Here is a 24424-nt window from a genome sequence, read left to right on the forward strand (position 1 = left end):
GGGGAGTTGTGGCTATGCGTAACTACCGCAAGTGGGTCAAAAAGGCAGGAAAAGGTACCCGGACTGAACAAGCGACACAGAGAGGAGATTTCTTGTCGTCAGATCTGGCCAGCAATGAACAGATGTTGCTCCAGCTTTTTTCCCATGCACCTGACCTGGCATTGCGCCACTTGCAGATACACTCCGGGGAGGAGTTGCTGCTCGTCTATCTGGAAGATATGGTTGACAAGGTGTCTCTTAACGACCAGATATTGCGGCCGCTTCTCTATGAAATCGGTTCGACAAGCGAGTTGTTCCAGATCACGCTGCCGATCGGAAAGGTCCGTTCGACTCGCTCGTGGGAGAAAGTCGAGGAGGCTCTGTTTGACGGAAACAGTGTGCTGTTCATCGAAGGGCACGGCAGCGCACTCGTCTTTCAGAATCAGGGGTGGCCGCAACGGCAGATCACAGAACCGCAGAATGAATCTACATTAAAGGGCGGACACCAGGGTTTTGTCGAAACCGCTTCGAGAAACATTGCGCTGATTCGCAGATACTTGCCTAACCGTCAGTTGAAGATACAGCAGTACATAGTTGGAAAACGGAGCAGAACAGAGGTTTCGCTGCTGTTTTTGCAGGACATCGTCAATCCTCAGTTCGTCACCGAAATAGAGGATCGCGTTCAACAGATTGATGTGGATGCGATGATTAATAGCGGCGAATTGGTGGAGTTTATTGAAGATCATCCCTTTACCTTGTTCCCGCAGTTCCTGCTGACCGAACGGCCCGATTCCGTAGCATCCCATCTATTGCAAGGACGTATCGCTTTAGTGGTCGACCGCTCCCCAGCAGTATTAATAGGGCCGGCCTCCTTCCCTGTTTATTTTCAAAGTGTGGACGATTATAGCACTCGCTGGATGATCGCCTCTTTTTTGCGGATCCTACGCTTATTTGCCTTTTTTATTGCCATAAGTCTGCCATCCCTGTACATTGCGATGGTCTCATTTCACTATGAAGTGATTCCGCTGGATCTGTTGATTTCGGTTGGCGAATCGCGCGAACAGGTTCCCTTTCCGCCGATTTTGGAAGCGCTGTTAATGGAATTCCCATTGGAAATGCTGCGTGAAGCAGGTCTCAGGCTGCCGGCCCCAATCGGTCAGACGATTGGCGTAGTCGGCGGAATTGTGATTGGGCAGGCAGCGGTACAGGCCGGGATCGTCAGCAATATCATGGTGATCATCGTAGCGTTGACAGCGATTGCTTCCTTTATCGTCCCCGATCATGATATGGCGTCAGCAATCCGCTTGGTTCGCTTTCCGATGATGATCAGCGCTGCCTTGTTCGGCATGATCGGCATCAGTATTGGCTTGATGATTTTGATTGCTCATCTGATTTCGCTTGAATCACTGGGGATGCCTTACGGTACACCAAACTCCCCCATGCGGCTTCAGGATTGGAAAGATACATGGATCCGTTTTCCACTATGGAAAATGAACAAACGTCCCCTCTCAACGGATCCTAAACAGGGCAGGCGACAACAAGCAGCGAGCCGAAAGAGTGGTGACCGCTAGTGAGGAGATACGCATACAACCAACTCTCTTTGACGCAGTACATCTTTACGATTTACAAAACCCAGGTGGGGATAGGAGTTTTGTCGCTGCCGCGCGATCTGGCCGAGACGTCCGGGGCGGATGGGTGGATTGCGATCCTGCTCGGGTGGATGCTGGCCGTATGTACCAGCCTCGTCGTCATCAAAGTGATGGAGAAAAACCCGCAGGATACGTTGTACGATTTGTTTCCCAAGTACTTTGGCAAGTGGATTGGCACCGGACTGTCGGTGATCTGGATCTTATATGGCTTGTTCGGTGCAAGCGTGGTCTTTTTTACGATCCTTAATGTGATGCGAGTCTGGATTTTGCCTAACACCAAGCAATTCGCCCTGACTCTTCTATTTCTACTGCCGATTTACATGATCACCCGGCACGGCTTGCTGGTCATCGGACGGTTTGCCGAGTTCGTCTACCTGGGTACGCTGTGGATGCCGCTCATCTTGCTGTTTGCCATGCGGGATACGGAATGGCTCAATCTCATACCGATTGCCAGGGAGGGACTGCTTCCGATTCTCAAGACCGTTAAGGCGACGGCCCTCTCCTTTCTAGGTTTTGAGCTGGCGCTGTTTTATTATCCCTTTCTCAGGGATAAAAAGAAGGCGTACAAAGGGATTATCATCGCCAACACGTTGTCGATGATAATCTTTCTATTAGTGACACTGCTTAGTTATATCAGATTTAGTCAGCCGGAGATTATGGATGCTATTTGGCCTACGCTCAATCTGCTCAAACTGATTCAGTTTCCATTTCTGGAACGCTTGGAGATTGTGTTCCTCTCGTTTTACCTGTTTGTCCTGTTTATGACTGTAATCCCCTACCTCTATGTGTCCGTATTCGGGACGAGTTATCTGCTCGGTAGGCAGGATCATCGCGCTCATCTGCGGATTGTCGTTTTCATCTGGATCGTGATCTCCTGCTGGTTTGTTCCTGATTACGATCAAGTGACCCAACTGCAAAAGGTGTGGGGGAGCGTTGGCTTGTTTCTGGCCTTTCTTTTTCCGCTCTTGCTTTGGCTGTACAGTAGGATATATGGGTCATGGCGAAAGGAAGCGTTGCAATGAAAAGGTTGTGGTTGACGGGGATGGCAGCGTGCCTGGTGCTGGTTGCCGGGTGCGGCGACCGCTTGCTTTTGGAACAGACGAGAATGCTCCTCGTTTTAGGACTGGATACAGCGGTAGATGATCGGCTGCTCGTCTACACGACCTACCCTGTATTCACGCCTGAAGCAAAAGAAAAGTACAACATCTCGGCGGACAAAGCGGTCAGTCTGCGCCATTCAAGACAGAGGCTGGATGCGATGTCAACCGGTACGATCGCAGCCGGCAAACTGCAAAACGTCCTGATCAGCAAACGGCTGCTGCAGAAACAAAACATTTTTCCCGACCTCGACGTGCTGTTCCGTGATCCCAAAAACGACATCAACGCCAGAATGATCGTGGTGGACGGGCCGCTCAAAGACGTGATATACGCCAATATGAAGGACAAGGGGCGGATCGGCATCGTGATCCGGGACATCGTCGACTCGGCTCATCGGAATGGGAGTACTGTCTTGGTCCGACTAGAACAGTTTCACCGGCAGATGCTCGACGACCGAATCACGCCTAGCATGACCGAAATCAAGGCCCAAAACAACGAACTGATCGTGACCGGGACAGCACTGTTGAAGAAAAATGGATTGTATGCCACCTCGTTGAACCGACAGGAGAGCAGCCTGTTGCTGTTGCTGACCAGGGAGATGGCTGGTCCGATTCCGCTCACCATTCGTCTGCCGTCTGCACAGACGAAGGCCAAAAAAGAGCGGAGTACGGTCAGTTTCGATATTCAAGATGTTCAGTATGACATCAAGACGGGATACGAACGGGAGCAATTCGTCTTTGAGATCGGCATGAAACGTGATCATTACCGAACGTTTATTTGCAGTGGATATGGAGCAGAAAGGCAGTCAGCTTGAAAAGTTGATGGCTGAGCAAATCAGGCAAGATTGCGATCGGTTGATCAAAAAAATCCAACAACATCAGATCGATCCGATTGGCTTGGGTGTCTATGCCCAGGCATGGCAGTACAGCCATTGGAAAGAAGCGGCGGACGATTGGGGGAAGGCCTTGTCAAAAGCGAAGATAAGGATTCAACCGGTTGTTCACATCCGCGGATTTGGTGTATCGATGTAGCCGATCCCGGAACGAAGCAATTGCCGCCTAGAGCCCAAGCACAGCGATAGGAGAAAGGAATGATCAGCCGACGTCAAGAAAAGTACGGCTTGCTGAATTGGCAATCCGGCAGAGCAAAGTCTTCAGGCAGATAAGGTGCCAGTTTTCGCAGAAAATAGCAGGCTTCCGGCAGGTGATGTTCTAGAAAGCGGAGCGTTAGTTTGTTGAGCACTTCGTCATCCCGGTATCTGTCGATCACCATCATCACCAACTGGGTAAAGGCCAGCACGGTTTGGGCGACTTGTTGCGCAAACACCTGCTGAGCAGGAAACATTGGTCTGGTGAAACGGAGATAGTCGCGCATCTGTCTGTTTTTGAGCAAGTAAAAGCTGAACCGATCGGCGAACGTCCTCGCCTGTTCAATGATCTCTCGTTCCACCGGGTCCATTCCCCCGGCCAACAGCAAGGCGTGGCCAGCCTGATCCTCCAGCCATAATTCGAATAACTCCACCAATGGCAGCTCTGGTGGTTCTTCACCTTTCATGTACCATTCCAGCTGACGAAGGTATTCCTGGTTCTCATCGAGTGTTCCATTGAAATAAGTAGGGCTGAGGTTGACATTGATCGCATTGCAGATGCGCAATTGCTGGAGTTGTCCTTCCAATTGGTAGTAACCGGAAGCGAACGGATAAATCTCGCGGGAGAGAGCAGCCATCGCATCCGACTCGGTTGGCAGATCGGGAGGGATTTGTCTGAGTTGTTCTCTCAGGCGGGCAAACGCTGCTATATAGGCGGATGCGGCTCGCACCCAGTGATATTCACTAGGGGAGAGGTAATCGTGCACGAAGTGGGCGTGATCTTCCAGAATCTTTAGCCAGAATTGGTGCTCTTCCCAGGTGGTGATTGGCTTTTCAGACATGGGCAACCTCCCAAAAGTGGATGTTGTTTTATTCTATTCCGCTTCAACGGGCTGGTCACTGTGTGTGAAGACTGGGTGAGGAGAAAAGTACGTATGTAATAAAATTACCGAAAATTCGGTTGACTTGGGTAATAATATTACATAGAATGAGAGTATCGTAGGAAAAAGATAGTTCTGTGATCTGGAGTGACGTGGTTGGAAAGAGTGTAAGCGCTTCATGTAAAACAGGCCTGAAGTCAGCGTGGAGCGGGAGCAAACGAGCGGAGAACGGCCTGGTGAAAGGGGGATTGTCCTTGTCTATCGTAAATCGCCGTGACTGGCGATTGTACAGGGAAAAGCAGGAGCATCTGCTAGTCGGTTTGATGTCGGGAACATCACTTGATGGTGTGGATGCTGCGCTCGTTTCCATTCATACAGATGCTGCAGGGGAGATTGAAAAGACGACCTTGCAGGCATTTCATTACGTTCCGTACGGGGAGGAGTTGCGGAAGAGGCTGTTGGCTCTTTGCAATCTGGATACGGCCCGTCTTGACGAGTTGGTCGTTGCTCATTTTGGTTTGGCTGAGTGGTATGCCTACGCTGTTCGGCAGCTGCTGGAGCAGGCTGGCGTCTCCTCTGACCAAGTAGATGCCGTCTGTGTCCATGGTCAGACTGTATGGCACATCGCAGGAACAACCCCTTTTCCCGGTCCACAGGGGGAAATGCCGGTTCGCGCTTCTCTGCAGATCGGCGAATTGTCGACCCTGGCTGAGAGGATCGGCATCCCTGTTATCGGCAACTTCCGGGCACGAGACTTGGCTGCCGGCGGTGAAGGCGCACCATTGGTTCCATACGCAGACCTGATCCTGTTTCGTGATCCGCAGAAAGGGAGACTGCTGCAGAACATCGGCGGAATCGGCAACGTCACGGTGATTCCGGCTGCTGCTGGTCTTGACCAGATATACGCTTTCGATACGGGGCCGGGCAATATGCTGATCGACGAGTTGGTCAACCGGGAAACAGGCGGACGGGAGCGTTTTGACGCCAGTGGTCGAATCGCCTCTGCCGGACGTGTCTGTGAGGAACTGCTGCACCAGTTCCTGCAGGATGAATACTATCAGATGCCCCCGCCAAAAAGTACGGGACGTGAAGTGTACGGCAGAGGATTTGCCGATCGTTTTGTCAGCGAAGGGGAGAAGCTGCAACTCGCGTTTGCCGATCTGATTGCTACGGCAACAGCGTTGACAGCCCGAACGATTACGGATGCTTATCGGCAGCACGTGTTTCCACAGGTAAACATAAAAGAAGTGATCGTCTCCGGCGGCGGGGCCCATAACCTGACGCTGCTTGAGATGATGAGGCGGGATTTGCCGTCAGACGTTACGCTGACGACGACCGCCGAGTACGGTGTGCCGGACGATGCCAAAGAAGCGGTGGCGTTTGCGATTCTGGGACACGAAACATTGATGGACAGACCGAGCAATGTTCCATCCGTGACAGGCGCTTCCCGACCTGTCATCCTGGGGAATGTATGCTGGTAGATAGATGTACATCATAGACAAGGGGGATTCATGATGAAAAAGAGATTCCTATCCATTTTGCTGGCACTCGGCATGGTGCTGTCGGCCTGCTCGGGCGGCGGTCAGGAGGCTGCCCAAACACCGCAGGACGGCGGACAGACTTCACCGAGTGAAGCGGCCGGACCGACCGAGTTGATCGTCGGTGCCGAACAAGATCCGGTAGGCTTCGACCCGCACAAGGTGCCTGCTGCCTCCAGTGTGCGCATCTACTCACTGGTTTACGACAGCCTGACCAGATTGGACAGCGAACTGAACGTCATTCCGGGCCTGGCCAAGAAATGGTCGTTTTCGGAGGACGGCAAGACGATCACATTTGAACTGCACGAAGGGGTCAAGTTCCATAATGGACGAGACATGACGGCCGAGGATGTCAAGTACAGCTTTGAGCGCATCCTCAATCCGGATACCGGTTCGATCGCCAAGTCGTACTTCTCCAGCATCGACACGATTGAAGTGCCAGATCCACATACCGTCGTGTTTAAATTGAAAACTCCCGACTCGGCTTTTCTCGCCAACAGCTCCAGTGCATATGCTTCAATCGTGCCGAAAGAAGTAAGCGATCTGAACACGGAAGCCGTTGGTACGGGTCCGTTTATGATGGAGAAGGTTGAATCCGGACAATACGTACTGTTGAAGAAAAATCCTGACTATTTTATCGAGGGGGAACCGGGCGTTGATGCCATCAAGTTCCAAATCATGAAAGACGAAGCGGAGCGTTTGGCCGCGCTTCGTTCCGGCAGGATTGACATCGCACAGGTTTCCGCCGACTTTGCCAATCTGCTGAAAGATACCAAGGGTGTAGCGGTCAAAAGCTATCAATCGATGGAATACAGCTACCTTGGCATCAATGTCAACAAAAAACCATTTGATGATCCGCGCGTTCGTCAGGCGATTAGTTACGCGGTCGACCGCAATGCAATCGCAGAGGTTGTCTGGAAAGGGGAAGCTGCCCTGACCGGCCCGATTGCACCGGCGCAAACAGCATGGGCACTGGACACCGGCAGTTATCCAAGCTACCAGACAAACATTGAGAAAGCAAAAGAGCTGCTCAAGGAAGCGGGATATCCGAATGGGTTTGAGACGGTGTTGGAGACTGCCTCTACCTACCCGGACATGGTTGAAACAGCACAAATGCTCCAGCAGCAGCTGCAGCAGATCGGGATTAAAGCGACAATCAGCCAGTTGGAGTGGGGGAACTACATCGAGACCTGGAAATCGAAAGATATGACGATGCTGGTCGGTCGAAACACATCCGGCATCGACCCGGATCGCTCGATGCGTTTCTTCTTCCATACGGAAGGTTCGGCGAACGTCTGGAACTACTCCAACCCGCAATATGATGAGCTTGTTCAGAAGGCACTGGAAGCAACCGATCAGGCAGAGCGTAAAAAACTGTACGACGAAGCGCAAAAACTGCTGGTGGAAGACGCACCGAACCTTTTCCTCGCTTCGCCTAAGAGATTCTATGCGGTCAGCGATAAGGTGGAAGGGTTCGAACCAACAGCCGCTGGTGAAGTCTACGCTCTGGTGAAGACATCCAAGAAGAACTGACGGTGATATCGGAAGGTGGTCGGGGAGCATGCTGCCTCCCCGGCTCTTTCTATTTGTGGAGGGGTAAGAGTGGGACGATATATCATACAACGACTGGTCAGCCTTATTCCGATCATATTTGGCATTTCGATCCTCGTCTTTACGATTTTGCACTTGGTGCCGGGCGATCCGGCGTCGATCATGTTGGGAACCAATGCGACGCCGGAAGCAATCCAGGCACTTCGGGCCAGTATGGGTTTGGACAAACCGCTGGTCACTCAGTACCTGGATTGGATGGGGGGCTTGCTGATCGGTGACTTCGGCCAGTCTGTGCACACGGGAGAGCCGATTCTGCCGGAGATTCTGAAGCGATTTACGATCACCCTGCAGCTCACCCTGTTTGCGACATTGGTCGGCTGGGCGATTGCGATTCCCGTAGGAATCCTCTCAGCGGTAAGGGTGCATTCACCGCTGGATGTGATCGTCCGAATAGTCGCGATGTTGGGAATCTCGGTGCCAAACTTTGCGATCGGCAGCCTGCTGCTGCTGATCTTGTCGCTGTACTTCGGCTGGTTTCCGCCGATTGACGTGGTCCATTTCTGGGACGATCCTGCAGAAGCGGTCAAAGTGTTTGTCCTGCCCGCTGTGACGATGGGCATTGTGTTGGCGGCAGGCATCATGCGGATGACCCGCTCTGCATTTCTGGAGACGCTGGACAAAGATTTCATCCGCACGGCCCGGGCCAAAGGGAACAACCAGTGGAAAGTGGTGATCGGGCATGCCCTGCGCAATTCGGCGATTCCGATCATCACGCTGGCAGGGATGCAGATAGGCTACCTCCTGGGTGGGTCCGTCATTGTCGAACAGCTCTTTTCCATTCCCGGCCTTGGGCAGTACATTCTCGACGGCATCTATCAACGTGACTATCCGGTCGTGCAAGGGGGCGTCCTGTTCATCGCGCTCGTCTTCGTCCTGATCAACCTGTTGGTCGACATCATTTACACCTGGGTAGATCCACGGATCAAGTATTAGTTGGGGGGGTCCACGTGAATACGTTCAGACAACGTTTTATCCAAAACAAAACCGCAGTTGTGTGTCTGATTGTCCTCGATGTCATCGTACTGGCGGCCTTCCTCGCTCCCGTGCTATCGCCCTACGATCCGACACAGATGTTTCAGGAACACCGGTTGGAGAGCAGTTCAGATCAGTTTTTATTGGGAACAGACCAGTTTGGACGCGATCTTCTGAGTCGTATTATTTATGGGGCACAGGTTTCGCTGACCGTCGGGGTGTCTTCGGTTGCGATCAGCGTGGTCTTCGGCTCTCTATTCGGACTGTTGGCCGGGTACTTTGGCCGTTGGATCGACACCTTGATCATGCGGGTGATGGATGTCCTGTTTGCTTTCCCGGAAATCCTGCTGGCGCTGGCCATTGTGGCCGCCTTGGGACCGGGTATGTTTAATACGATTCTGGCGATCGGCATCGTCAACATTCCGATCTTTACCCGCATCGTCCGGGGAGCGGTATTATCGATCAAAAGCCTGGAATATGTGGAGGGTGCCCGTGCGATCGGCGCAAGAACCAGTCGCATCCTCTTTCTAGAGATTTTCCCCAACGTGAGCGCTCCGCTGCTGGTGCAAGCTTCACTGGCTATCTCGGGAGCGATCTTGACAGAGTCAGGGTTAAGTTTTCTTGGCTTGGGCATCCAGCCGCCTGATCCGTCCTGGGGAGGCATGATCTCGGAAGCAAGAAGGTACATGGAACTGGCTCCAGGGATGATCGTATGGCCGTGTGTGGCGATGACCGTCACGATTCTCGCCTTCAACCTGTTTGGCGATGCGCTCCGTGACCTGCTTGATCCGCGGCACCGCAGCAAATAACCAAAGGGGAAGGCCGGTGTTGAACATGCGAAGGGAAGAGAAAACGCAGTTGGAACAGCGGATGGCACAGAGTTTGGAACGAGGGATTGCAGCGGGCGTTTTCCCTGGCGGGGTCTGCCGCCTCATCATCAACCGCGAAGAGACGATAACGGTGGCGAGAGGCAGGACCGAAACGGCGGGAAAGGGAGTGCCTGTCGAGGAACATACCGTGTATGATCTCGCTTCCCTGACCAAAGTTGTCGTCACCCTGCCGTTGATCCTGCTCAGTGTCCAGGCAGGACGACTGTCGCTCACTGAGCCAGTAGTCAACTATATTCCCGAGCTGCGGGGTGGCAGGGATCATACGAGGAAAGGGCAGATGACCATCTATCACCTGCTGACCCACACATCCGGATTGCCTGCCTGGCGCCCTTATTTCATCCCGTATCGCGGACGGGAGGCATATGTGCGGGCGATTGCGGAGGAAGCGATGGAGGCAGCACCAGGACAGCAGGTCGTCTATAGTGATCTGGGTTTTATGCTGCTCGGTTTTCTGCTTGAGCGAATCTGGGATGAATCGTTGGATCAGGTGGCGCGCAGACTGCTCTTTGAACCATTGGGAATGCGGCAGACCAGTTATCTTCCAGCGGATGCCTGGCAGGGGCGTTCGAGCACGATTGCGCCTACGGAGGAAGGAAATCTCTACGAGTCTCACATGGTCGCAGACTATCTGCAAAACGAGTCGACACATGGCGAGAGCCCACTCTATGCCGCCGTCTGCGATAGATACGAAGGATTTGTTTGGCGGGAAGGTGTGATCTGCGGCACCGTACATGACTGCAACGCCCACTACGGATTGGCGGGAGTGAGCGGGCACGCCGGGCTGTTCTCCAGCATTGGCGATCTGGATCGTTATATGCGCATCTGGTCGGAGCCGGATGCAGCCGGTTTTCTCGACCCGATGCTGCGCGATTTCGCCACACGCTGTCAGAGCGGGCAGCTGACCCCGATGCGGGCGGTCGGCTGGGAGTACTCGGCCACCGGCGGTACGCCCGAGCAGACAGCGGCAGGCTGCAGCGGTGGCGATCTGGTATCGTCGACTGCCTTTGGCCATACCGGTTTTACCGGCACCTCTATCTGGCACGATCCACTCCGTCGGGCGACGCTGATTACCTTGACGAACAGAGTGCACCCAGTCGTGAGCGATCAGATGGTCAAGTGGCGCAAGGCCCATCACAATACGGTTTTTGCCGGAATCAGACCGAGCTGTGAAACGGAGAAACGAGGAGGGGAGTAGACCATGGCACCCTTGTTGGAAATCAAAGATTTGACAACTTCTTTTACCCAGTCGCAAAAACAGATAACCGTGGTTGATCGCGTCAATATCGCCCTAGAGGCGGGGGAGACAGTAGGCGTTGTAGGTGAGTCCGGTTGCGGCAAGAGTGTGACCAGCTTGTCTGTGATGCGACTGTTGGGGAAAAATGCGCGGATTGATGGTCAGGTCCGCTTTGACGATCTTGACCTGCTGACGCTGACAGAGCGGCAGATGCAGCAGGTGCGGGGCAATAAACTGGCGATGATTTTCCAAGAGCCGATGACTTCGCTCAATCCGCTCCACACCGTCGGCAAGCAAATCTCCGAGCCCCTGATCAAGCACCTCAAACTGTCCAAGCGGGAAGCAAAGAACCGGGCGATTCAGCTGCTGAAGGAAGTGGGGATTCCCCGCCCTGAGGAGATCTACGCGGAGTTCCCTCATCAGCTTTCGGGAGGAATGCGGCAGCGGGTGATGATTGCGATCGCGATGGCTTGTCAGCCCAAAGTGATTATCGCGGACGAGCCGACGACCGCGCTGGATGTTACCATTCAGGCGCAGATCTTGGAGCTGATGAAGCGGCTCAAGCAGCAGCACGGAACGGCGATCATGTTGATTACCCACGATCTGGGGGTCGTCGCCGAGATGTGTGAGCGGGTGATTGTGATGTACGCCGGCCAGATCGTGGAGGAGGCCGACGTGCGTACCTTGTTCCGCGCTCCCAAGCATCCGTACACGATTGGTTTGATCAACTCCATGCCAGAGGTAACGTCGGATCGGGAGCGGTTGGAGTCGATTCCGGGGACGGTGCCGTCGCTTCATGAGATGCCAGAGGGATGTCGTTTTGCGCCTCGCTGCTCACAGGCGATGGAGATCTGCCGGACACAAGCTCCTGACCTGCTCAGCGTTGCCGAGACGCAAAGATGCCGCTGTTGGCTGTATGCAGAGGAGGGGAGGTCATGACACAATCACTGAACGGGCAACAACCTCTGTTGGAAGTAAAAGCCCTGAAGAAGCATTTTCCATACAAGCGTGGATTTTGGGGGAAAAAAGGAGTTGTGCGTGCCGTAGATGGTGTCGATATAACCATCTATCCTGGGGAGACGGTCAGCATCGTCGGCGAATCGGGCTGCGGCAAGTCGACGACGGGGCGGTGTATTCTGCGGCTGATTGAACCGACAGAGGGACAAATCTTATTTGAAGGAAAAGATGTAGCCCAGCTCAATGACGAGCAGCTTCGTCAGATGCGCCGCGACATGCAGTTTGTCTTTCAAGATCCGTTCGCTTCGCTCAATCCGCGCAAGACGATCCGGCAGATCTTGACGGATCCGCTGCTCGTGCACGAGATCGGCAGCGTGACGGAGCGGCGCCAGCGGGTGGAAGAGATGATAGAGGTGGTCGGTTTGACCAAATCCCATCTCGATCGGTATCCACATGAGTTTTCCGGCGGACAGCGGCAGCGGATCGGCATAGCCCGTGCGCTGATCCTGCGTCCCAAGCTGATTATCGCCGATGAGCCCGTTTCCGCCCTGGACGTATCGATTCAGGCTCAGATCCTCAACTTGATGCAGGACCTGCAGCGGGAATTCCAGCTAACGTATTTGTTTATCTCCCACGATCTCAGCGTGGTCCGCCACATATCAGACCGGGTGGCTGTGATGTATCTGGGGAAAGTAGTGGAAGTGGCTGACAAAAAGAGCTTGTACGGCAGCCCGAGCCACCCCTATACCAAAGCACTCCTCTCAGCCGTGCCCATACCCGATCCTGACGCCCCACGGGAGCGGATCATTCTGGAGGGAGACTTGCCCAGTCCGGCCAATCCTCCGGCGGGCTGTACGTTTCACCCCCGCTGTCCATCCTGTATGGACATTTGCAAGACGACGATCCCGCCGCTGAAACAGGTAGGAGACGGTCATGTCATTCACTGTCACCTGGACATCACAGGAGCTGATATTGCGCTCAAACAAAAATAGTTGCATTCTTAAAATAATTTGTGGTAAAACCGGTATAGGTGATGAACGTGAGGCCGATACCACAATATGTTTCCGTACGGGAAGTTTTACAACAGCTGGTTCGCCGTTTTGGTTTGCTGCAAAAGGAAGGCGCGCAGTGCTGCGGGATCACTGTGCTGCAGAGCCACATCCTGTACGAACTGAACAGACAGCCAAACATTTCGTTAAATGATTTGGCGGAATCGTTATGTGTGGACACAAGTACACTCAGTCGTCAGGTACAGGCACTCGTTGAGCTGGACTTGGTCAGCCGCACGCCAGATCCCAAGGACAGGCGGTATGTCGTGCTTTCGCTGACAGAACAAGGCAGCAAACAATATGAGGCGATTGCTGAACAGATGGCGGAGTACCTTTCCAATCTCTTCCGTCAAATCCCGGAAGAAAAACACCAACAGGTGATGGAAAGCTTGTTCATGCTGTCCGAGGCAATGAAAAACAGCCCTGACTGTTGCACTCCTCCGATGTAATTTCTGGGGGAGTCTTTTGTTTATCTGCAAAGAGAGATTGTCGACCTTCGCAGGGTCGCACTCGCCAGGGAGGCGGGGGATGGAGGAAATCATGAGAGAGAGAGAAAAAGCCCAGCAGGTAAAGGTGATTGCGCTGATCACAGCCGCTTGTCTGTTGGGGGATTCGATGCTGTACGTGGTGCTGCCTACGCACTGGCAGGAGTTTGGACTGTCTTCGCTGTGGGAGGTAGGGATTCTGCTGTCCGTAAACCGTCTCGTCCGCTTGCCGCTCAACCCTGTTATTGGCTGGCTGTACCAGCGCCTCAGCATGCGGCAGGGAATCGGGGTTGCTGTGCTGTTGGCCGTGTTAACCACCGCTTCGTATGGACTGCTCGATGGATTTTGGCTGCTGCTCTTGATGCGCTGTGTGTGGGGAGTGGCCTGGTCGTTTTTACGGCTGGGTGCTTACTTTTTGATTTTGGAGATGTCGGACGAACGAAATCGGGGGAGCCACATGGGCACCTATAATGGCTTGTACCGGTTGGGAAGTTTGGCGGGAATGCTGGTGGGAGCCTTGCTGGCTGATCTCTTTGGAGCGGATTCCGTCTCGATCTCGTTTGGAATCGTCACACTGCTGGCACTGCCCTTTGTGATCCGCCATGTATCGGCTGAGAGAGTATCCCAGTCTCCCACACAGGTGGCAGAAGAGCTGGCGACCAGTGAGAACAGCGGTGAAAAGGCGTATGGAATCCCGAAAGCTCAGCCTCTCTGGAAAAATGCTCCTATCATCTGGACACTGTTGACTGGATTGTTGTTGGCGATGTTGTATCAGGGGGTCTTTACCGCTACGGTAAGCTATCTGATGGATCAGCGGATTCCGAACGGGATGGAGGTCGCCGGCATCGTCATAGGGGCTGCCACGGTGGCGGGAGTGCTGCAAGCTTTGCGCTGGGGATGGGAGCCGTTCCTCGCCCCGTGGTTCGGGAGGAAGTCAGACGGGCCAAAGGGACGCCGACCGCTGTTTGTCGGCACACTGGTTGTTGCCGGACTGCTGTTTGCCGCCGTTCCGCTCGAGCTGCCGTTCGCCTGGTGGCTGGTTGTCTTGCTGGTGATACAGCTAACGTCTACCGTTCTGACGACTGTCATGGACGCATTGGCGTCTGATGTCGCCTCCCAGTCTTCCAAGGTGGCGGTGATCACAGCCTACACGGTGGCGATCGATTTGGGCGCAGCGCTTGGGCCGTTTTCCGGCTATCTGGTGGAAGCGCTTTGGGGCACGACAGCACTCTACTTATCTGCAGGGGTGGTACTGCTCTTGCTGGCCTTGCGTTGGGGAAAGTCCACGCTGAAGGAGTCGGCTGCCAAGGTGGGTCAAATCGGGCAGTAGGCCTAAGTTGGAAGAAATGGCTCAAATCGGACAGGAAAGGGAACAGATGCAAATAGCTCTATCATAAAAAAAGAAGAGTGGGGGAGCAGTCTGATGGAGAGAGAAGGGAATACAGCTACAACAACCCGCGGGATTTACCTGGTACTGTTATTGGTTCCGCTTTTTTGGGGCGGTTCCTTTGGGGCGTCAAAGCACGTCGTGACGGAGATTCCTCCCTTTACGACAGCGGCGATTCGCTTTGGGATCGCCAGTGTGTTGCTTGCCATCTGGCTTACCGCTGTCCGCGGCTGGGACTGGCAGGTAATCAGGCGGCGCTGGATCGGTCTGCTTGTGCTTTCATTGACCGGCGTATTTGCTTACAATTTCTTTTTCTTTCTGGGTCTGTCTTATACGTCGGCTACCAATGGCGCCTTGGTCGTTGCCATCAACCCGGTTTTTATGACTTTGATTGCCGTTCTTTTTCTGGGTGAAGCCTGGAGCGGTCGCCTCGGACTAGGTGTGTTGTTATCCCTGACTGGCGTTCTCCTCGTCATTACGGGAGGTTCCTGGGAGACCCTGCTCAACTTTTCGTTTAACAAAGGGGACCTCCTCCTGTTTGGGGCCGTGGCCAGCTGGGTGGCCTATGGAATTGCCGGGAAGATCGTGATGAGAGGCGTTTCCCCGCTGCTTACGACTACCGTCACAACGATAGCCGGAACACTGCTTTTGGCCGTGAGTGCCTGGTTTGAAGGCGGCTGGAGCCGTGTACCGGGCTTGTCGGGGCAGTCGATCGGTGAGTTGCTGTACATCGGTGTGTTTGCTACTGTTATCGCTTTTGTACTGTGGAATGAGGGCGTACACCGGATCGGTGCCAGTAAGGCGAGTGCCTATATCAATCTGGTACCGATCAATGCGATGTGGACCGCCGCCTTATTTTACGGGGAGTCGGTTAGTTGGGCACAGCTCATCGGGATGGTTCTGGTGATTGGCGGTGTCCTGTTGACCAGCCAGGCACCACAGCGGCAAACCGTATCCAAGGTGAATGCTGGGGCAGCAGGCGGGCAGCCGGGATAAGTCCGCAGGGAAAAAAGCAGAAGTGAGGCTGCGATCTCCCTGCAACTAACCGGCAGCAGTCACGCCCCGTCATCGTGTTGCGATTGGCTGCTGCGACCGCAGCAGCCTCAACCCGTTGAGAATGACCAGGATCGTACTCCCTTCATGACCGACGACACCCAACGGGAGGGTGACCTCACCGACGAAGTTGGCGTATACCAGCAAAAGGATGACCGTGAGGGAGAAACAGATGTTTTGCTTGATGATCCGCTTCGCTTTGCGGGCGAGCGAGATGGCGGCGGGCAGCCTGGTCAGATCGTCGTTCATCAGCACGAGATCGGCGACGTCAAGCGAGACTTCACTGCCGGTGCCGCCCATCGCGATGCCGACAGTCGACCTGGCCAAAGCGGGAGCATCGTTTACTCCGTCACCCACCATCGCTACGCTTCCGTAACGCTGTTTCAACTGTTCGATCATGTCCGACTTTTGTTCAGGCAGCAGTTGGGCATATACCTCCTCTACACCGGCAGCACGGGCGAGCGCCTCGGCTGCGGTACGTCTGTCACCGGTCAGCATCACCACTTTGATGCCGAGCTGCTGCAATGCGCGGATCACGGCAGGCGCATCCGGACGCAGCGTATCACGGATGGCGATGATCCCGGCCAGTCCGGCGCTGTTCTGCAGATAGACCAGCGTCTCTCCCTGGGCCTCCCGCTCTGCAGCCCTTTTGACAGCTGATTCAGACATGCTAGAATGATCCAACCATTCTGCTTTGCCCACTTTCCACGTCTCCCCGGCCAGATCCGCTGTCACTCCCCATCCGCTCAAAGCTTGGAACTGTTTGGGCTGCTCCAGTGTCAGACCGTATTCTTCTGCCTTCCCTACAATCGCCTGCGCAAGCGGGTGCTCCGATCTCTGTTCAATCGATGCGGCGATTTGCAGCAGCTCGTGCTCACTGTACCCCTGCAGCGGGAGCAGGTGGGTGACGATCGGGGTTCCTTTGGTCAGTGTGCCGGTTTTGTCAAAGGCAACCACTTTCACTCCTGCCAGGTTTTCCAGATGCACGCCCCCCTTGAACAGAAGTCCTTTCCGAGCGCTGGTAGAAATGGCTGACAATACGGCCGGCATGATCGAGGCAACCAGGGCACAGGGAGAAGCAACCACCAGGAATACCATCGACCGGTACAGCGCCTGCTGCCAGTCCCAACCCAGCAGCAGAGGCGGGATGAGCATCAACAGCAGTGTGAGTATGAGGATCGTTTTGGCGTAGATCCCCTCAAATCGCTCCAGAAAGCGATGGGAAGGCGGCATCTCGTTCTGTGCGTCATGAACCAGTTGGACGATCTTGGCGAACAGTGTGGCCTCACTCGTCCGGGTCACTTCCACCAGTAAAGCGCCTTGACCGTTGATCGTGCCGGCAAACACTTCATCTTGGACCGCCTTTTCCACGGGGAGGGATTCTCCGGTGATCGAGGCTTGATTTACTGCCGAACTCCCTTCGCGAATGATGCCGTCTACTGGTATGCTGGCACCTGGCTTGACGACGACGATCGCGCCAGGGATGAGCGAATCGACCGGTACACGCTTCTCCACCCCGTTTTCCCAGAGCAGGGCTGTTTCCGGTTTGAGGTCGATCAGCGATGCGATGTCACGGGAACTGCGCGCCATCGTGTAGCTCTCCATCGCTCCGCTCAAGGCAAAGATAAAGATCAAGATCCCCCCTTCGAGCCAGTACCCGATGCTGGCCGCGCCAATCGCGGCAAGCAGCATCAACAGATTGACATCGATTTTCCGTTCATTCAGCAGGGCACCTGCCCCTTCGATTGCTTTCTGGTAGCCGCCGATGATGTAGCCGAGCAGATAAAGTCCAATGGATAGCGTAGGGAACTGGTCCAGCATCCAGGCGGCCAGCGTAAAGGCTCCGCTCGTCATCGCCGCCACTCCTTCCTGATGCTGGTGAAGGCGAGCAAGCAAGCTGCTTGCTTGTTGATCCCGGGATTTTTCTGTATCGATCGGGGAGCTTGTGTTCCATGCGATCATAATCGTTCATCCTTTCTGATAGTGAATATCATTCGTTTCCTGCTAAAAAGCACCGATGCTGCTGTTCAGTTGAACAGCAGCATCGTCGTATTGATAATGAGTTTCATTTTTCTTTTGTCTAAAAATGTTTCCTTGACCCAAAATTTATTCTTATTATACCGCGAAGGAAAAGGTTAGAAAAGCCATTTTTTTAAAATGGAGCGGTGGGTAGTTGCCGCTTCTATGATCATCGCATACAATAATGATAATTATTCTTGATGAACGGGGTGCGATGGATGTCTGTCCAGATCGTGGAGGTTCTCTTGTTGGTTGCTATGTTGTTTGCCGCTCCTTTTTTGCTCTCTTTTGCCAGTGGTCGGCGTTAGTATGTCGTTTTCTCTGTATCTTTGTTCTTTCCTTGGACTTGCCCCAGTTTACTCAAAAATGGCACTTCGGGCTTCTTTCTCATTCTTAATCTTTCTAGAAAGTCCATCCAACTCTCATTCTTCGTAATCAAAGGACTTGATAGGTTGGATTGATACAAGCTTTTTTCCTTGACCATTAAGGTGCTCGTATTCAATAAAATAGTCTCTATCTTTCTCAATTAAGCCAGAAACGATTTTGGGAATGGGTATTTCCTTTTGCTCCTTATTTTTATTTTCAACAAGAATACTTTCTTCTCGAATCTCAATCACCGTTACTACTTCCGCTGTTTTTGACATGATCTGACTGCAAGCTGCACACAGGAATAAAGCAAATGTTAATAATAGTATCGTTACTTTTTTCATGTATGAATATCCTCCTTCAATAAACTAATGGTTTCTCCGTTTTTCTTGCTTTTTCGCACCATTTCATCTGTAGAAAAAGGAAGGTTACACCAATATCCGCTCAAAAATAATCATACAAAAAATGGGTATAGTTGTATCGGCTCCAGCGACTTGCAAACCGTTTGCTGGCGGCATACATACCTTCATGGTGCTGGTCTGTTTCTCGCAGCATATATCTAATTAGAGAACTGTTCACAGTTCATCAGATTGCAGACAAAGTGGAGCGGCGCGAGGGAGAGTAGCTCTTTTCCTCCAGTCGCGCCGTTGCCAACCTGCGAGGATGCGGGACTGTCCGCTGCGCCAGTCCGAAGCGGGCGGTCGCAAAAGTGGTCATCGCTACGAGGTATCTCAGGGTTGCGCCCGAAAGCCCCCGCTTCGGACTGGCTCCGCTCGGTTGGTTGGCAAAAGTTGCTCCTTCCGGAAAAGAGCTACTCTCCGCCTGTGCCGAGGCTTTGTCTACAGACTGAGAGCTGTTCACAGTTCATGATCCTTTTGCAATAATTATGAAAATCGGTTTCGTTGATTGCCTTGCCTGGAGTAAGAGCTTTTATGCATCAGGTAGCCAAGGAACAGGAAACCGAAGGGAGGCACACAGAATTGGGGAAGATCTTAAACATCGCCAAACTGCCCGGCGAACACATAAGCGAATACGGAAAAGGAGCCATCACGCTGCTGCTGGGACAGGCCGCCGGCAGTGAGAAAATCTATGTCCATATCGATCGCATCCCTCCTGGCGCTCAGAGCGTAAAGTACCATAGTCACTCCAAGCAGGAGGAGTTTTTTATGGTCCTCGCCGGTACCGGCACGCTGCGGTTAAACGATGCAGAGTATCAGGTAGGCAAAGGCGATTTTGTGGCCAAACCTGCTGGACGCAAGATTGCCCATCAGTTTATTAATACCGGACAGGAAGTATTGGAGATTCTGGATGTAGGAACGAATGAATCAGGGGATGTCGCTTACTATCCGGATGAGGGTGTCTACTATCTGCGAGACCAAGGCCTTGTGTTCCATCGCGGCAGTGCCAGACAGGACTGGGACTCTGATCCCAATACGTGATCGAAGGAGTGGCAGAGTGAGATGAGTTTCAACGGACAAGTGATCCTGCCGGCAGCGAAAGACGCCAAGGATTTGGAGAGCATCGTTGAAAGTTCATACGAGAACGGCGTCTTTCTCGATACTCACGTCGGACAGTTGAAGCACCTCTATCAATTGGCCAGGAAGCATCACAAAAAGATGTTTTTGCACGCCGATCTGATCCAAGGCCTCAAAAACGACGAGTACGCGACGGAATACTTATGCCAGGACGTTCGGCCCCACGGGATCATCTCGACCAAGACAGGTGTGATCCTGAAGGCCAAACAGAAGGGTGTCGTGGCGATTCAACGCATCTTTCTGCTCGACTCCAATGCACTGAAAAAAAGTTATGCCCTGCTGGAAAAAACCAAACCCGACTTTATTGAAGTCCTGCCCGGGCTAATGCCGCGGATCATTGCCGAAGTGTGCCAACAGACGGGAATCCCGGTGCTGGCGGGCGGTCTGATTCGAACGGTGGATGATGTGGAACAGGCCCTGCAGGCTGGGGCGACTGCGATCACCACATCCAACAAGGATTTGTGGAAGCATTACAGCAGGCAGTAGTCTCCTGCTCTTCCTTTTTTATTGCAAGCGTAAAGTGGCTCAGGAGGAGGTTTTACTGTTGAACATAGTGGAGGTTAGGAGACCTCGTTCCGTTGATGTAGATGAGTTGCATCGCTTCTTCACGTTAGTCATTACGGATACCTTTGACAAGGAAGGTATATCTCATATGGTTGATGATAGGAGGAAGGAAATCGAAGCAAAAAAGAACAATCTCCTCGCAGATCTTGATACGGATGGGAGAGAAAGATTTTTTTATGTTGCCCTCCATAACGGGGAAATCATAGGGACAATTGAATATGGCCCGGCGATGGAATGGATCATATGATCTGGAGAAGAAAGGTTGAAGATCAGCGATTACGGTTTATGATGAAATAGCCTGGAGGAGCATAACGGTTCAAATCAACATCAAGAAATATCAAGAAGCATTTATTTAAACCAACCCTTGCTCCACAACCAGAATACCATGCTGCCGCCAACTGCCAGCATCACCAAGAGCACTCCATAGTACCCCCAACGCCAGGCAAGCTCCGGCATGTACTCAAAGTTCATCCCATAGATGCTGGCAATAAACGTCAAGGGAATAAATATCGTCGACAAAACGGTTAGTGTCTTCATGATGCTGTTCATCCGGTTGGCATTCACCGAGATATAGCTGTCACGCATATCTGCCGTCATCTCTCGATTCGATTCAATCATATCGGACAGCTTCAACAAATGATCGTAGATGTCGGTGAAGTAGACCAAGTGTTCCTTGAGGCCTTCAATCTTTTCAGAATTGATCACCCGGTATAGAAGATCTCTCATCGGCAAAACGGTTTTTCGCAGCGTAAGCAGATCGGAGCGGATATCAAAGATGGTATCCATCAGCTTTTCAACCGTTTCGTTCTTTATATTGCTTTCAATCTCATTTAAATGATCTTCTATTTGATACAGGGTGGGAAAATAATGGTCGACCAACTTGTCCATGATGGTATAAGCAACGTAAATATGACTAATCTCAGACAACGTTTTATGCGCCATGATCTGATTCCAGGCCTCATCAACCTCTGGACAGTGGTTCAAATGAAAGGAAACGACGAAGTTGGGGCCTAGAAACAAATCAATCTCTTCGGCTTGCAGCGTTTTTGGATTGATCGCGTGCAGGACGAAAAAATGATGATCATCATAATGGTCCAGCTTGGGGCGCTGCAGCAAGTGGAAACAGTCTTCAATCGCCAGGGGATGAAAGTGGAAATGGCTTTCCAGCAGTCTTGCCTCTTCTTCTGTGGGGGAATCAAAATCAACCCAAAACCACTTCAGATCTAAAGTCATAAGGTCCGAGATGGAAATATCAGTTGTCACTTCCCGGTCATTGGTCACAGCCACGGTACGAAGCAAAAGGAGCACCACCCTCGTGCCAAATCCAATCAAGGTTATTGTTGCAGCGTTTCTTCGTAGTTATTCGCACTAATGCGTCAAGGTCGTGCAGCAGGAGAGGACGGGATGCGCTGTTCCATTTGCCGCTTTTGGTGCGTGACCTTTTTCACATTGACAGCGGTTACAACCTGCGTTACCATAAAAAGCAAGTTAATCATTGGTGACGGAGAAAAGGAGAGCCACGCAAAAAGTTCCTCTGACCAAGAGGGTGCTTTGGAGTGGCTCTCTTTTTTGCTCTCTTCCCAAAAAAATTACCATAACTGGAGGGGATTTCATTGTCGGCTTTCTGGGGCGAAGTGGTGGGGACGATGATGCTGATCATCCTGGGAGGCGGTGTATGTGCAGGAGTCTCGCTGAAGAAGTCGTATGCCGCCAATTCCGGCTGGATGGTGATTACGATGGGCTGGGGCCTGGCGGTAGCGGTGGGCGTGTACGCGGTCGGGAGTAGCAGTGGTGCTCATCTCAATCCGGCTGTTACCGTTGCTCTGGCCTTCACCGGTGGTTTTGCCTGGGCAGACGTACCTGGTTACATTCTGGCGCAGTTGCTGGGAGCCTTTTTGGGGGCTGTGGTCGTCTACCTGCACTATCTGCCTCACTGGAGGGCGACGGATGATCCGGGGGCCAAGCTGAGCGTGTTTGCGACAGGGCCGGCGATTCGAAACACATGGGCCAACTTGTTGAGTGAGATGATTGGCACCTTCGTACTGGTATTGGGGATACTGGCAATTGGGGCCAACAAGTTCACGGAAGGACTCAATCCCTTGATTGTCGGATTCCTGATTGTCAGCATTGGGCTGTCGCTGGGCGGGACGACCGGTTATGCCATCAATCCGGCCCGTGATCTGGGGCCAAGGCTGGCGCACTTTCTGCTGCCTATCTACGGCAAGGGACCCTCCAACTGGAGATATGCCTGGGTTCCGATTGTAGGCCCACTGCTGGGCGGTTCACTAGGCGGTTTGTTTTATCAAGCGGTCTTCCAGGGAGCACCGTCAAGTGCTTTGTGGTACGTCCTGGCGGCGAATGGCATCGTGCTGCTGCTTGCTTATCTGTTTGGACACAAGCGGGACGTATCGGCTGCCGATCGGAAAGTAGCGGTATAATGAAAAAAATGGACAGAGGAGGAGCATGGGATGGAAACGTACATCTTGTCTCTTGACCAGGGAACGACAAGTTCGCGAGCGATTTTATTCAATAAAAAAGGGGAGGTTGTCCACATCGCGCAACGGGAGTTCCCGCAATATTTCCCTCAGCCGGGATGGGTCGAGCATAATGCGCTGGAGATATGGGGCTCGGTGCTGGCCGTCATCGCGACCTGCCTCTCTGAGTCGGACGTAAAACCGGAACAGGTGGAGGCCATCGGCATTACCAACCAACGGGAGACGACAGTGGTCTGGGACAAACAGACCGGCAAACCGGTTTACAACGCCATTGTTTGGCAGTCACGTCAAACCTCCGCTATCTGCAGCGACCTGCAGGAGAGGGGGCTGGACGATCTGTTCCGACGGAAAACGGGGTTGTTGATCGACGCCTACTTTTCCGGCACCAAGGTGAAGTGGATCCTGGACCATGTCGAAGGGGCTAGGGAAAAGGCGGAGCGGGGCGAGCTGCTGTTTGGGACGATTGATACCTGGCTGATCTGGAAACTGTCCGGCGGAAAGATCCACGTCACCGACTACTCCAACGCTTCCCGGACGCTGCTGTTCAACATCCACGACCTGCAGTGGGATGAGGAACTGCTGGAGATTCTGACGATTCCCCGAGCGATGCTGCCTGAGGTCAGATCATCGTCAGAGGTCTATGGACATACAGCCGATTATCATTTTTTTGGCTATGAGGTGCCGATCGCCGGTGCCGCTGGCGATCAGCAGGCCGCGTTGTTTGGTCAGGCTTGTTTCGAGGCGGGAATGGCCAAGAACACCTACGGAACAGGCTGTTTCATGCTGATGAATACCGGGTCAAAAGCGGTTTCATCGGCTCACGGGCTGCTGACTACGATCGCGTGGGGACTGGACGGCAAAGTGGAGTATGCGTTAGAGGGCAGCATCTTTGTTGCTGGTTCGGCAATTCAGTGGCTGCGCGACGGGCTGCGCATGTTGAAAGAAGCGAAGGACAGCGAGGCGTATGCGACACGAGTTGATTCAACCGAAGGCGTTTACGTGGTACCAGCATTTGTCGGCTTAGGCACCCCGTACTGGGACAGCGATGTACGTGGAGCGGTGTTTGGCCTGACACGGGGTACCTCCAAGGAGCACTTGATCCGGGCAACATTGGAATCGCTTGCGTACCAGACCAAAGATGTGCTGGCTGCCATGGAAGCGGACGCCGACATATCGCTGAAAGCACTGCGGGTCGATGGCGGTGCTGTGAAAAACAATTTTTTGATGAGCTTTCAAAGCGACCTGCTAGGTGTGCCTGTGGAGCGCCCCGTCAACAACGAGACGACCGCACTTGGAGCCGCTTACCTCGCCGGACTCGCTGTCGGCTATTGGCAGGATCGTGGGCAGATCGCCCAGCAGTGGAATATCGACCGGCGATTCGAGCCGGAAATGTCAGCAGAGCGAAGGGATGAACTGTACGCGGGCTGGAAAAAAGCTGTGCGTGCAGCGATGGCTTTCAAGTAAACGAAACTATGGTATACTAACAGTAAGTTCATACAACGTCTGGAGATCTGGAGAGACCACACTACATGATAGCTTCGGCTATGGTGTTTGTTGTGGTCTTTTTTGTATTTT

General features: G+C 53.1%; 24 protein-coding genes. 19 read left to right on the plus strand and 5 right to left on the minus strand.

What is annotated here, in order from left to right:
• The first annotated feature begins 14 nt into the window (after window positions 1-14).
• Genes LOK74_RS22990 through LOK74_RS23005 form a run of 4 tightly spaced genes read left to right on the plus strand, consistent with a single transcriptional unit; the run spans window position 15 to window position 3757 of the window.
• The gene (locus LOK74_RS22990) at window positions 15-1550 is read left to right on the plus strand and encodes a spore germination protein (RefSeq protein ID WP_230044328.1); all 1536 of its coding nucleotides are present in this window, start codon (window positions 15-17) and stop codon (window positions 1548-1550) included.
• Window positions 1550-2650 carry a GerAB/ArcD/ProY family transporter gene (locus LOK74_RS22995; protein WP_230044329.1) on the plus strand — a complete coding sequence of 367 codons (1101 nt, stop codon included), beginning with the start codon at window positions 1550-1552 and terminating at the stop codon, window positions 2648-2650. Before LOK74_RS22990 ends, LOK74_RS22995 begins: the two co-directional genes overlap by 1 nt.
• Complete coding sequence (locus LOK74_RS23000) at window positions 2647-3540, plus strand: Ger(x)C family spore germination protein (protein ID WP_230044330.1); 894 nt, start codon at window positions 2647-2649, stop codon at window positions 3538-3540. Before LOK74_RS22995 ends, LOK74_RS23000 begins: the two co-directional genes overlap by 4 nt.
• A 7-nt stretch (window positions 3541-3547) precedes the next feature.
• On the plus strand, window positions 3548-3757 hold the full coding sequence (locus LOK74_RS23005) for a Ger(x)C family spore germination C-terminal domain-containing protein (protein WP_230044331.1): 210 nt from the start codon (window positions 3548-3550) through the stop codon (window positions 3755-3757).
• Between the two features lie 73 nt (window positions 3758-3830).
• Here the strand turns inward: LOK74_RS23005 and LOK74_RS23010 are convergent, their stop codons facing one another.
• Window positions 3831-4655 carry a DUF2935 domain-containing protein gene (locus LOK74_RS23010; protein ID WP_230044332.1) on the minus strand — a complete coding sequence of 275 codons (825 nt, stop codon included), beginning with the start codon at window positions 4653-4655 and terminating at the stop codon, window positions 3831-3833.
• Between the two features lie 293 nt (window positions 4656-4948).
• On the opposite strand from LOK74_RS23010, the gene LOK74_RS23015 reads away from it, so the two are divergent.
• From LOK74_RS23015 to LOK74_RS23060, 10 genes are all read left to right on the plus strand, one after another.
• Complete coding sequence (locus LOK74_RS23015; RefSeq protein ID WP_230044333.1) at window positions 4949-6175, plus strand: anhydro-N-acetylmuramic acid kinase; 1227 nt, start codon at window positions 4949-4951, stop codon at window positions 6173-6175.
• Window positions 6176-6208: 33 nt separating this feature from the next.
• Window positions 6209-7765, plus strand: coding sequence for an ABC transporter substrate-binding protein (locus LOK74_RS23020; RefSeq protein WP_230044334.1), 1557 nt, complete (start codon window positions 6209-6211; stop codon window positions 7763-7765).
• A gap of 69 nt (window positions 7766-7834) precedes the next feature.
• A complete protein-coding gene (locus LOK74_RS23025; RefSeq protein WP_230044335.1) occupies window positions 7835-8776 on the plus strand; it encodes an ABC transporter permease in 942 nt (313 codons plus the stop codon).
• A 14-nt stretch (window positions 8777-8790) separates the two neighbouring features.
• Entirely contained in the window at window positions 8791-9624 is an 834-nt protein-coding gene (locus tag LOK74_RS23030) for an ABC transporter permease (protein WP_230044336.1), read from the plus strand.
• A 25-nt stretch (window positions 9625-9649) separates the two neighbouring features.
• A complete protein-coding gene (locus LOK74_RS23035) occupies window positions 9650-10900 on the plus strand; it encodes a serine hydrolase domain-containing protein (protein WP_230047103.1) in 1251 nt (416 codons plus the stop codon).
• 3 nt (window positions 10901-10903) lie between these two features.
• Window positions 10904-11878 (plus strand): ABC transporter ATP-binding protein, encoded by a 975-nt coding sequence (locus LOK74_RS23040; protein WP_230044337.1) that lies wholly within the window; start codon window positions 10904-10906, stop codon window positions 11876-11878.
• Complete coding sequence (locus LOK74_RS23045) at window positions 11875-12888, plus strand: ABC transporter ATP-binding protein (RefSeq protein WP_230044338.1); 1014 nt, start codon at window positions 11875-11877, stop codon at window positions 12886-12888. Before LOK74_RS23040 ends, LOK74_RS23045 begins: the two co-directional genes overlap by 4 nt.
• A gap of 41 nt (window positions 12889-12929) precedes the next feature.
• Entirely contained in the window at window positions 12930-13394 is a 465-nt protein-coding gene (locus LOK74_RS23050; protein ID WP_230047104.1) for a MarR family winged helix-turn-helix transcriptional regulator, read from the plus strand.
• A gap of 79 nt (window positions 13395-13473) precedes the next feature.
• On the plus strand, window positions 13474-14760 hold the full coding sequence (locus LOK74_RS23055) for an MFS transporter (RefSeq protein ID WP_230044339.1): 1287 nt from the start codon (window positions 13474-13476) through the stop codon (window positions 14758-14760).
• A 93-nt stretch (window positions 14761-14853) separates the two neighbouring features.
• Window positions 14854-15813, plus strand: a complete 960-nt coding sequence (locus tag LOK74_RS23060) for a DMT family transporter (RefSeq protein ID WP_230044340.1) — start codon at window positions 14854-14856, stop codon at window positions 15811-15813.
• A gap of 69 nt (window positions 15814-15882) precedes the next feature.
• On the opposite strand, the gene LOK74_RS23065 is transcribed toward LOK74_RS23060, so the two are convergent.
• The 3 genes from LOK74_RS23065 to LOK74_RS23075 form a co-directional block, all read right to left on the minus strand.
• The gene (locus tag LOK74_RS23065; protein WP_230044341.1) at window positions 15883-17832 is read right to left on the minus strand and encodes a heavy metal translocating P-type ATPase; all 1950 of its coding nucleotides are present in this window, start codon (window positions 17830-17832) and stop codon (window positions 15883-15885) included.
• 479 nt (window positions 17833-18311) lie between these two features.
• On the minus strand, window positions 18312-18599 hold the full coding sequence (locus LOK74_RS23070; RefSeq protein ID WP_230044342.1) for a hypothetical protein: 288 nt from the start codon (window positions 18597-18599) through the stop codon (window positions 18312-18314).
• Between the two features lie 241 nt (window positions 18600-18840).
• Window positions 18841-19116, minus strand: coding sequence for a hypothetical protein (locus tag LOK74_RS23075; protein ID WP_230044343.1), 276 nt, complete (start codon window positions 19114-19116; stop codon window positions 18841-18843).
• Between the two features lie 119 nt (window positions 19117-19235).
• Between LOK74_RS23075 and LOK74_RS23080 the strand changes: the two genes are divergently transcribed.
• The 3 genes from LOK74_RS23080 to LOK74_RS23090 are packed head-to-tail and all read left to right on the plus strand — an operon-like array spanning window position 19236 to window position 20601.
• On the plus strand, window positions 19236-19694 hold the full coding sequence (locus tag LOK74_RS23080) for a cupin domain-containing protein (protein WP_230044344.1): 459 nt from the start codon (window positions 19236-19238) through the stop codon (window positions 19692-19694).
• A 21-nt stretch (window positions 19695-19715) separates the two neighbouring features.
• Window positions 19716-20276 carry a glycerol-3-phosphate responsive antiterminator gene (locus LOK74_RS23085; RefSeq protein WP_230044345.1) on the plus strand — a complete coding sequence of 187 codons (561 nt, stop codon included), beginning with the start codon at window positions 19716-19718 and terminating at the stop codon, window positions 20274-20276.
• A 58-nt stretch (window positions 20277-20334) separates the two neighbouring features.
• Window positions 20335-20601 (plus strand): GNAT family N-acetyltransferase, encoded by a 267-nt coding sequence (locus tag LOK74_RS23090; RefSeq protein WP_230044346.1) that lies wholly within the window; start codon window positions 20335-20337, stop codon window positions 20599-20601.
• A gap of 101 nt (window positions 20602-20702) precedes the next feature.
• Here LOK74_RS23090 and corA read toward each other — a convergent pair whose 3' ends face one another.
• Window positions 20703-21653: a magnesium/cobalt transporter CorA gene (gene corA, locus LOK74_RS23095; protein ID WP_230044347.1), complete on the minus strand. Its 951-nt coding sequence runs from the start codon at window positions 21651-21653 to the stop codon at window positions 20703-20705.
• 314 nt (window positions 21654-21967) lie between these two features.
• Between corA and LOK74_RS23100 the strand changes: the two genes are divergently transcribed.
• Together LOK74_RS23100 and glpK are read left to right on the plus strand one after the other, a co-directional pair.
• On the plus strand, window positions 21968-22792 hold the full coding sequence (locus tag LOK74_RS23100; RefSeq protein ID WP_230044348.1) for an MIP/aquaporin family protein: 825 nt from the start codon (window positions 21968-21970) through the stop codon (window positions 22790-22792).
• A 30-nt stretch (window positions 22793-22822) separates the two neighbouring features.
• Entirely contained in the window at window positions 22823-24313 is a 1491-nt protein-coding gene (gene glpK / locus LOK74_RS23105) for a glycerol kinase GlpK (RefSeq protein WP_230044349.1), read from the plus strand.
• Window positions 24314-24424: the final 111 nt, after the last annotated feature.

This window comes from Brevibacillus humidisoli, from assembly GCF_020923435.1.
Taxonomy (GTDB): domain Bacteria; phylum Bacillota; class Bacilli; order Brevibacillales; family Brevibacillaceae; genus Brevibacillus_E; species Brevibacillus_E humidisoli.